General features: G+C 60.8%; 8 protein-coding genes. 3 read left to right on the top strand and 5 right to left on the bottom strand.

The window, feature by feature from the left end; translation table 11 throughout:
• Positions 1-118 precede the first annotated feature (118 nt).
• Genes SM764_RS06395 through SM764_RS06385 form a run of 3 tightly spaced genes read right to left on the bottom strand, consistent with a single transcriptional unit; the run spans position 119 to position 4,143 of the window.
• A complete protein-coding gene (locus SM764_RS06395) occupies positions 119-1,285 on the bottom strand; it encodes an aldehyde dehydrogenase family protein (protein WP_369001312.1) in 1,167 nt (388 codons plus the stop codon).
• Positions 1,286-1,299: 14 nt separating this feature from the next.
• Positions 1,300-2,508: a mandelate racemase/muconate lactonizing enzyme family protein gene (locus SM764_RS06390; protein ID WP_368947720.1), complete on the bottom strand. Its 1,209-nt coding sequence runs from the start codon at positions 2,506-2,508 to the stop codon at positions 1,300-1,302.
• A 27-nt stretch (positions 2,509-2,535) separates the two neighbouring features.
• Complete coding sequence (locus SM764_RS06385) at positions 2,536-4,143, bottom strand: GMC family oxidoreductase (RefSeq protein ID WP_368947721.1); 1,608 nt, start codon at positions 4,141-4,143, stop codon at positions 2,536-2,538.
• Positions 4,144-4,307: 164 nt separating this feature from the next.
• Here SM764_RS06385 and SM764_RS06380 point away from each other — a divergent pair, with 164 nt between their 5' ends.
• The gene (locus SM764_RS06380; protein WP_368947722.1) at positions 4,308-5,189 is read left to right on the top strand and encodes a LysR substrate-binding domain-containing protein; all 882 of its coding nucleotides are present in this window, start codon (positions 4,308-4,310) and stop codon (positions 5,187-5,189) included.
• On the opposite strand, the gene SM764_RS06375 is transcribed toward SM764_RS06380, so the two are convergent.
• Positions 5,186-6,076: a LysR family transcriptional regulator gene (locus tag SM764_RS06375; protein WP_274836401.1), complete on the bottom strand. Its 891-nt coding sequence runs from the start codon at positions 6,074-6,076 to the stop codon at positions 5,186-5,188. The genes SM764_RS06380 and SM764_RS06375 overlap by 4 nt on opposite strands.
• Positions 6,077-6,189: 113 nt before the next feature.
• On the opposite strand from SM764_RS06375, the gene SM764_RS06370 reads away from it, so the two are divergent.
• Entirely contained in the window at positions 6,190-7,338 is a 1,149-nt protein-coding gene (locus SM764_RS06370) for a TauD/TfdA family dioxygenase (RefSeq protein ID WP_368947723.1), read from the top strand.
• Positions 7,335-8,063, top strand: a complete 729-nt coding sequence (locus SM764_RS06365; protein ID WP_368947724.1) for a class II aldolase/adducin family protein — start codon at positions 7,335-7,337, stop codon at positions 8,061-8,063. Before SM764_RS06370 ends, SM764_RS06365 begins: the two co-directional genes overlap by 4 nt.
• A gap of 443 nt (positions 8,064-8,506) precedes the next feature.
• Here SM764_RS06365 and SM764_RS06360 read toward each other — a convergent pair whose 3' ends face one another.
• Entirely contained in the window at positions 8,507-10,084 is a 1,578-nt protein-coding gene (locus tag SM764_RS06360; RefSeq protein WP_369001311.1) for an oleate hydratase, read from the bottom strand.
• Positions 10,085-10,113: the final 29 nt, after the last annotated feature.

Raw genomic sequence — 10,113 nt, 5'->3', positions numbered from 1 at the left:
TGTTCTTTGATCATTCCGATGATCTGTGCTTCTGTAAAACGGCTCTTTCGCATCTGTTTGCTCCATCAAGAGGTTGAGCAAACTCTACATTAAAGTGCGGGAGATTTCGGGGGGCAGGTCACGGGCCAAAGATCTCCTCGCGCCAGAGTGTCATCTCCGGGGTGACATCGAAAAAGATCGTTGGCCGGGCGAACCAGCCCTGTGCCAGTTCCGCAGGCAGATCTTCGGGGCGTCCCAGCCCGCCAAACAGCAAGGGTGTTCCTTCGTCCATGCCGATCTGGATCATCCGTTGCACGCGGTCATATTGCAGTTGATCAAACAGCGGGCCGATGTGATCGCCTTCTTGATGCGGATCGCCGACTGTCTGGGCCGCGGCGGCGCTGCGGGCGATGTCGAGGGCGCGATCATAGACGCTGCGCTCAACCAGCATCCGGGTGGGTGCGTTGCAGGACTGACCGGTGTTGTCGAAACACTCCCGCACACCTTCGGTCACGCGCGCCTCCAGATCGGCATTGGCGAAGATCACATTGGGAGATTTGCCGCCCAGCTCCAGCGCCACCCGCTTGATCGTCTCCGCCGCATCACGCGAAACCGCACTGCCTGCGCGGGTGGATCCGGTAAAGGACATCATCGCCACGTCCTTGTGCCGGGACAGGGCAGCGCCGACCGACGGGCCGTCACCGAACACGAGATTGAATACCCCAGGCGGGAAGCCTGCCTCGTGGATCATCTCAGCAAAGAGTTGCGCCGATAGAGGCGTATGCTCCGAAGGTTTCAGAACGCAGGTACAGCCTGCCGCCAGCGCCGGGATGACCTTCAACGCGATCTGGTTAATCGGCCAGTTCCACGGCGTGATCAATCCACAAACGCCAATCGGTTCGTGGCTGACGATATCACCGTTGGTCAGGGCTTCTTCTTCCTGATGCGCCTCAAGCGTGGCGATGAACGCCTCAAGATGGCCAAGCCCCGAAGCGGCCTGCACCTCGCGCGACATGGTGATCGGCGCGCCCACTTCAGTGGTGATCGCCTGTGCAAGGTCTTCCATACGGGCCTGCATCACCTCTGCCAGTCGGTGCAAAAGGGCCAGCCGCGTATCCTTCGTCGTCATGGAATAACTGACAAAGGCGGCCTGCGCCGCCGCTACCGCGCGATCCACGTCCTGCGCATTGCCAAGGGTCACCTGCCCCACCTGCGCACCCGTCGACGGGGTCAGGATGGGCATGGTCTGGCTGCTGTCAGGCGCCTGCCAGTCGCCGCCGATATAGAATTCGTTCAGAACAATCATGGTCTCTCTGCCTTTCAGGGTGTCACATGTGCGGTGTCGAGTGTCAGGTGAAGTTCGCGCCCCTCGTAGGGCAACGCAGCGATTGCGGCATCGTCAAGCTCCAGCCCCAGTCCGGGCGCCCGCGAAGGGAGGACATAGCCATCCTCCCATTCGATACCGCCCTTTACGCAGGACATGTAGGGGCCATCGAAACGGCCAATGCTTTCCAGGATCAGGAAATTGGGCGAAGCCGCCGCGATCTGAATATTGGCCGCCGCCACGATCGGTCCGCAATAAAGATGGGGTGCGATTTGCGCCTGTTTGACCTCAGCCATGGCAGCGATTTTCTTGGCTTCAAGCAGCCCCCCGACACGACCAAGGTTCATCTGCAGGATCGAGGCCGCACCTGTCTCAAGTACCCGGGCGAACTCATACTTGGTGCAAAGACGCTCCCCCGCGGCGACGGGGATGGAGGTAAACCGGGCGACCTCGGCCATGGCCTCCGGGCTTTCGGGGGGCACCGGTTCCTCGAACCACAAGGGATCAAAGGGTTCCAGCGCCCGCGCCATCCGCCGCGCGCCCGAAACGGTGAATTGCCCATGCGTCCCAAAGAGAAGATCGACACGGTCCCCCACCGCCGCGCGGATTTCGCGGCAAAAGGCGACCGAGAGGCTGATGTCCTCAAGCCGAGGCTGGTGGCCGTCAAAGATGGTGTAAGGTCCGGCCGGATCGAATTTCAACGCCGTGAAGCCCTGATCTGCCATCTGCACCGCGATCTCGGCCGCGATGCCCGGATCATTGTAGGCATTGGGCTGATCGGGGTCCGGATAAACGTCGCCGCCAGTGGGGTAGATGTAGGAATAGCTGCGCAGGCGCTCATGAACGCGCCCGCCCAGAAGGTCCGCAACCGGCTTATCCGCGGCCTTGCCCAGAATATCCCAGCAGGCCATTTCCAAGCCCGAGAACACGCCCATGACGCTGACGTCCGGGCGCTGGGTGAAGCCCGCGCCATAGGCCTTGCGGAACAACAGCTCGACCTGCTGTGGATCAGCGCCTTCGAACTGGCGCTCGAACATGTCACGCGCCATGGCGCAGCATACTTCCGGACCAAAGGTGGCGTTGTAGATTTCACCGACACCGGTGATGCCGCAGGCCGTCGTCACCCGGACGAAAATGAAATAGCGCCCGCCGTGGCGGGGCGGCGGGTTGCCGACGACAAAGGTTTCAAGTGTCTCAAGGCGCATATGCTGCTCCGTATTGATTGGGGGCGATCAACTGCTGTCTTGCAGGATCAGATCTGCTGCGCGCGCGGCGAGCATCATTGTGGGCGCGTTGGTGTTGCCCGAGGTGATGTTGGGAAAAGCCGAGGCATCGACCACACGCAGCCCGGCCAGGCCATGCACGCGCAGCCGCCCATCGACGACGGAGTCCTGTGGCCCCTCTCCCATGCGGCAGGTGCAGGTCGGGTGGTAGACCGTTGAGGCCCGCGCCCGAAAGGCCTCGAGCAGAGCCTCATCCTCCATATCGGCAAAGCCCTTGGTCTTGCAGCCGGATGTCACCGCCCTGAGCGCAGGCGTTTCTGCCAACCGCTGCAACACCCGGCTGGCACGTACAGCCATCCCGCGATCCTCGGGCGTGGCCAGTGAATTCGCCTCGATCAGCGGCCTTTCGCGCGGATCGGCAGAGCGGATCCGGATGCGGCCGCGACTGGTCGGGCGACAGGGTTGCGCCGAGAGCAAGTAGCCTTGCTGCCGGTCCATCACCACCTTGCCTTTCGGGGTGATCTCATAGGACGCCGGATTGCAGAACAGTTGCAGGTTCGGGGCCTGGGCATCCGCACCAGAGCGCACAAAGCCTCCGATCTGGTTCACCGGTACAGACAACGGGCCACGCCGCGTCAGGGCATATGCCGCCCCTGCCCGTAGTCGCCCGGACAGGGTGCCGAGAACCGCGTTGAGTGTCTGCTCCCGCGCATGAAACTGCCACGAAATAGCAAGATGATCCTGAAGCCCTTCGCCGACCTGCGGCAGGTTGTGGCGTACCTCAATCCCATGCTCCCGCAGCAGATCAGCAGGGCCGATGCCCGACAGCTGCAACAGTTGGGGGGAATTGATGGCGCCTGCACTGAGGATCACTTCCCCAGCGCGGGCAGTGCATCGCTGGCCACCGTGGGTATATTGCAGACCGACGACGCGGGCGCCTTCCAGGTCAAGCCCTTGCACCTCGGCGCGGGTCAGCAGCGTCAGGTTCGGGCGACGCAGGGCTGGCCTTAGAAAGGCATCGGCGGAGGACCAGCGCATCCCGCCGCGAACGGTACTGCGATAATGGCTAAGCCCTCCTGCGCCCTCCGCGTTCATGTCTTTTGCCGTGCCAAGACCAGCTTCCTGCGCAGCCTGCAGGAAACGATCCGAGAATGGATGCATCTGATCGGACAGATCCTGCACCCAGACGGGACCATCGCCCGTGCCATCCGAGTGGGTCTCCAGCGCTTGATAGGTGTCGCGGACCTTCGTCCAGTTCCAGCCCTCGGCCCCCGCGCGCGCCCAGTCGTCAAAGTCATGCGGCAGCCCCCGGACATAGGCCATCGCATTAATCGAACTCGACCCGCCGACCACCCGTCCCCGCGGCCAGTAGATGGACCGCCCGTTCAATGCCACATCCGGCGCCGCGTGATCGCCCCAGTTCAATGCCGCCATTGCAAATGTAACGGCATAGCCCACCGGCAGCTTGATCCAGAACTTCCGGTCGCTGCCTCCGGCCTCCAGCAGCAACACGCGATGGCGACCGGACCGGGTCAGACGTTCGGCCAGAACGCATCCGGCCGAGCCTGCACCGACGATGATAAAGTCGTAATTTTGCTCTGATGGGGCTTCGGTCATCGGCGTAGGTCCGGCTGCTGGAAACGTGTCTCCAGATGCGCGCGGGCGCCCCCGAACTGCAAACAATGTCTATGACTGCTTTGACCCAAATCAGGTTGTGGCAGGAGGGCTTGCCACCCATTTGGCGGCACCCCATGATGGGCCGGTTAAAGAACGGAGCTCCCATGCGCAGGCTGCCTCATGTCAATTGGCTGCGATCCTTCGAGGCAGCGGCACGTCACAGTTCCTTCAGCGCGGCCGCGGAGGAGCTGCACCTGACGCCTGCCGCCGTCAGCCAACAGATCCGCCAGTTGGAGCATCATCTTGGCATTCAACTGTTCAAGCGCCTGCCAAAAGGCGTGCAACTGACGGATATCGGGCTGGCCTATGCGATCCCGGTCCGCAAATCCTTTGTCGAAATGCAGGCGGCCACCGATGGGCTGTTTCGGGTGCAAAGCAAATCGGTCGTCCGCGTGCGCTGCTCTATCAGTTTTGCAGCCCTTATCCTGGCACCGCTGCTGCGCGATTTTGCGCTGGAGTTTCCAGAGATCGACGTCGAACTCTCCACCGCAGTCTGGTCAGACCGGATTGATGGCGCCGGGGTCGATCTGGACATCCGCTATGGCGAAGGGGAATGGCCAGAGCAGACGGTTCACCCGCTCCCCGTGGAAGGAGCCACGCTGGTGTGTCACCCGGATTATGCCGCCCATTTTGGCCCGGAGCCCGATCAGGAAACCCTAGCCCGCGCGGATATCGTTCAGGTCGTGGGATCGGAAACGGATTGGGATCGCCTGTTTCATCACTGCGGCATTGATGCCCCGCGCCCGCCTCACTGGATGAAGGCCGATTCCTCCTTGGTCGCCATGCAGATCCTGTCGGCGGGGCACGGCTGCGCGCTCATCTCGCGCAGTTTTGCCCGCCGCGCGCTGGACGAGGGACGCTTGGTTGCGCCTTTTGATCTGGACCTGCCCATGCAGACAAATTTCGTTCTGGTGGAGCGGGACGATCTGCGCAGGCACCAAGACGTGCGCAAGCTGATCGACTGGCTGCTGGTGCAAAGGATCTAGAATACAGCGGCTTCCCCGCGCACCCATTCGAGGAAAAAACCCGTGTCCTGCGATGGTGCGCTGGCCGTCGTAACGAAATATCCTGTGCCCAGATCCAATGCCCCCTCAGGCCAGGCCTTCAGTGCTCCGTCCCGTTCTGCCTGCCCCGTGATCGACCGCCACCCTAGCATAAGCCCACGCCCGTCGTAGACCGCCTGCGCCGCCTGCACGTAATTATTGAACACCTGACCTCCACCGCGCGGACGCAGGATGCCGCGCGCCTGAAAATAGTCCTCCCAGCCCGCCCAGTTGCCATTGCTTGGATTGCGGACATGGATCAGCGGCGCCTGGGCAAGCGCGCATCCCTCGGCCAACAGCCGATCTACCAAAGCAGGCGCACCGACTGGGCAAATCGCTTCAGAAAACAGCTTTTCCGTGCGCCCTTCGCGCCAGCCACCACTGCCATAGCGCAAAGCCACATCAATACCGGGCGTCATCACTGGCAAATCGCTCGCCGGAGCCTGCACGTTTACGGTAATATCCGGGTAATCCGCGTAAAACATTGGCAATCTTGGCATCAACCAGTAGGTCGCCATTCCGACGGTGCAAGAGACAGTCACCTGCCGTTCCCCGATGGCATGCAACGCCCGGATATCCTCCAGCGTGGCCGCAATCCGCCCCAACCCTTCACGCACTGCCCGCGACAGCATCTCGCCGGCATCTGTCAGGCGCGCGGGCCGCACCCGCCGGTCAAACAACGCGACTCCCACGTGTTCCTCCAGCGCCTTGACCGCCTGACTGACTGCGGGTTGGGTCACGTTCAGGCGCGCCGCCGCATCCCGCATCGAACCATGCCGCGACAGGGCTTCGAAGGTCACAAGAAGGCGCAGTGGGGGGAGATGTTCCATCGAATAACTTAATCCATTGCTTAAGTTATCTTCATCCGAAACAGGCTGTCGTCAAGGCCCTTTCCCGTGAAATGCTGCATGGCAGAAAGCAAATCAACAAACGCGGCTCCTCCATGAACGATCTCAGCTCCTCCCTCGCTATCCCTGCCGTAACCGGTCTTGGCGAAAAAGGCCTCGACATTACGCTGCCCGACGGCAAGACACACTACTTCAACTACTACTGGCTGCGCGACAATTGCCCCAGTTCCTTCAGCCCGGTCACGCGCGAACGCAGTTTCGATATCTTCCACCTCGACGTGCCCCCGCGCGCCAAAACTGCCGAGCTCGATGGCGACATGCTGGTGATCCGCTGGCAGGACGAAGACCACATCACCCGCCTGCCCCTGTCCTGGCTGGAAACCTATGCGGGCGGCAAGACTCGCCACGATCCCGCCGACCTGTCGCGCGTCGCCTGGTTCGGTGACCATTACCCCTCGGTTCCGCGGTTTTCCCAGCCAGAGCTGGTGGCCGATGACGCTATCCGCGCCAAGTGGATCGAGGCAATGCTGGTACACGGTTTCACCATCCTGACCGACATGCCGGACACGGATGAAGGGCTAACCGAAACGGCTGAGCTGATGGGCTGCGTGCGCCCGACCTTCTTTGGCACCTATTTTGATGTGAAGACCCACATCAACCCGACCAACACCGCCTATACCGCTGGCGCGCTGGAGCTGCACACAGACACCCCGGCCGAGGAGTTCGCCCCCGGCATCCAGTTCCTGCATTGCCGCGTCAACACGGTTGAAGGCGGTGACAGCCTTTATGCCGATGGCGTTGCGGTGGCCAATGACTTCCGCCAGCGCGACCCCGAGGGTTTCAAGCTGCTGACCGAGGTACCGATCCCGTTTTACTGCGAACATGACACCTATGATGCGCGCTCGCGCCAGTATGTGATTGAGCTGGATCAGCACGGCGAGGTCGAGGGCCTCACCATCAGCCAGCATATGGCCGATATCTTCGACCTCGATCAAAAGCTGCTGGACGATTACTACCCCGCCTTCTGCCGCTTTGGTCGGATGCTGCAGGAAGAGAAATACATGATGCGCTTCCTGATGAAGGGCGGCGAATGCATGGTCTTTGACAACCACCGCATCGTGCATGGCCGCGCCGCCTATACGGCAACCAGCGGCGACCGTTATCTGCGCGGCTGCTACGTGGACCGCTCCGAGATGCGCTCCACCTATCGCGCGCTGGTCAGCGAAGGGCGGTTCAAGGCATGACCTACGCAGCAACACTCCCCGATACCGAGACGGTCCTGCGGGCGGATCTGGCAAATGCCTTCCGTATCTGCCACATGCTGGGGTGGTCGGAAAGCGTCGGCAATCACTTCAGCGCAGCGGTCTCAGCCGATGGGCAGCAGTTTCTGCTAAACGCCAAATGGCAGCATTTCGACACCATCGCGCCAGAGGACTTGCTGTTGCTGGACAGCCAGTCCAGGGAAACACCCGCAACGGCGGATGCCTCGGCTTGGTGTGTACACGGCACCCTGCACCGCCGCCTGCCCGAGGCACGGGTCGTGCTGCATGCCCATTCGCCCTATGCGACTGCGCTGGCCTGCCTCAAGGACCCGACGATGGTGCCGATCGACAATAATACGGCCCGGTTCTATGGGCGCACGGCCTATGACCTTTCCTTTGGTGGCATTGCTGATGCCACCGAGGAAGGCGAGCGGCTGGCCGATGCGATTGGCGACAAATCGGTACTGGTCATGGGCAACCACGGTGTCACCATTGTCGGCGATACGGTGGCGGAGGCCTTCGAGGATCTCTATTTCTTCGAAAAGGCCGCTCAGACCCTGATCCTGGCCCGCTCGGATGGCAGCCCCCTTGCCGTTTTGTCAGATGCAGTTGCGCAGAACACGGCAGACGGGTGGCGCGCCTATCGCGGCATGGCCCAGAAGCATTTTGAATACCTTTGTAGCGTCCTCACGCAGAGGCAACTTTGAGCACTCCCCCGAACCCTGAGGTCACAGAAACAACAGGTTACCGGGAAATAAGGGCTCCACGGCGACTAGACGGCACAGTTTAAGCATTGCCCGCTTGAAGGGGGGCCGCCAGCACCTTCAATGGTGTCCGCTAGGCGCACGAAGTGGCCTTTGCAAAGCCGAGGCTCCTTGAGGAGAGAACTGGCATGACTGGCCCTAGAGCGGACATTTGACAGGATGGCCAAACTTACTGCGCACCTCCCCAAAGCAGCCCTTCATGGCACCGCGCAACATGGTCCAAAGGGGAGGCGACTTCCTCAGTGCGCGCACTGACGTTTGCAGTCAAATTTCGGCTGTCGTTCCTCCTCGAACGGATCAGTTCAACGAAAGTCAGTGCGGCCTGAAAAGCGCGAGGCAGAGATCCTTTTGCCTCGGAGGCAAGATACGGCGCAATCCTTATTGCGTCATATTCCAAGAAGAACACGGGATGCGCGGATAAGCACTCTTGGGTCGAGATCGGTACGCGCCACGGGAGGAGGCGGGGTTACACGACCTGTTAAACTCGCGACCGCAGTTCGTGCAGAGCGAACTGAGTATTCCACCGTGAACACACAGTCCCGAGGGAGTTCGCAATACTGTCCTATCACGGCGAAGTTGCGAGCCCCATGCGGGCGCACATCCGGGCGGTCCCCCGCTTGACGCGGCATGAACTGGCTTGTGATGTAGGGCATCCGGCATGGTATGATTTTCGCACTCTCGAACCATTTTCGCTGATCACCCACCAAGCGCAGATGCCCGCAAAGCTCTTCGATGATTTCCAGCCCGGTCGCTTCCCACATTGGCTTCTTCACGAAATCTCCTTTGCGGTCACCTCGTAATCCATAGCCCCAGAAGGTGTAGGTGCCGTGTTTTTGCCCCCTGAAATGCGGCTGATGGAACAGCACAATAGATAGCGTCCAACCGGAATCGGCAAATGTCACTAAGCCGCCTGTACCAGTTCGGTTGTTGGTAAAATCCTCCATGAATTCGAAGAAATCGGGGTCGTCCATCGTCACCGTAAATGAGTTCCAGCCGGTCTTGCCTGTGTCGCCGCAGAACACTTCGGGCTTGCCAAAGCCTTCGTGCCGCGACGCCAGCTTCCGCCAGAGGCTCCAGCCACCTGCGACTTGTTCGTTGAGCAGCGGTGCGCGGTCCGCGGATCCGAGCACCGATCCATCGGTCATGGACCCCAATGTAAGGTAGACGCCGTCGTCCAAGCCGACCTCAACCGTGTTGTGATCGTCCAGGGTCAGAGAGGTGACACGACGGTCCTGCCGCGTGCCTTCGATCGTCACGTCGGTCACGCATTTGTCAGTCTCGATGCGTACTCCACGGGCCTGCAGCCAAGTCAGGATCGGGGCAATCATCGAGTCGTACTGATTGTATCGTGTCCGCAGAATGCCGGTGATGCGGGTGAAGCCAGGGAATAGGTGGATGAAGCGACGCAGGTATCGCCGCATCTCGACCAAGGAATGCCAAGGCTGGAACGAAAACACTGTGGACCACATCAACCAGAAATTACTGTCGAAGAAGGTGGGCTGGAACCAGTCGTCTATCCTTTGAGCGCCCAATCCGGTTTCCGGGTGCAAGAGCAGTCGGTTGAGATCGACGATATCTTGCGCGCCGAGTGTGAGATCATAGCGATCTTCTGCCGGCTTTCCGCCCCGAATGAGGCGGCAATTGGATGAGCCTGGCACCATTCGGTTGAACTCGAAGATATCATCCTTGGCAGACTTCGCCGGATCGCTCGTCAATGGAATACTTTCGAGCAGATCAAAGGTGCAGGCAAAGTGTTCCTCGAACATTCGACCGCCCCGGACCAGGTAGCCGGTCTCTGCGTCACCCGCCCCGTCAAGCGACCCGCCGACGATACCGAGTTGTTCGTAGATGCATATGTCCTCGCCATGCACACCTGCGTCCCTGCAAAGAAACACCGCCGCCGACAAACCAGCAATACCTCCACCTACGATATGGTGCTGTGACTTCGTTGCGTCTTCGGGCATGACCCGCCTCTCCTGTGATAGAACTTTTC

Origin of the sequence: Pseudophaeobacter sp. 1A16562 (assembly GCF_041008785.1) — a bacterium.
GTDB classification, from domain to species: domain Bacteria; phylum Pseudomonadota; class Alphaproteobacteria; order Rhodobacterales; family Rhodobacteraceae; genus Phycobacter; species Phycobacter gallaeciensis_A.
The sequence above is the reverse complement of the archived record's forward strand: the minus strand, read 5'-3'. Positions and strand labels throughout refer to the sequence as shown.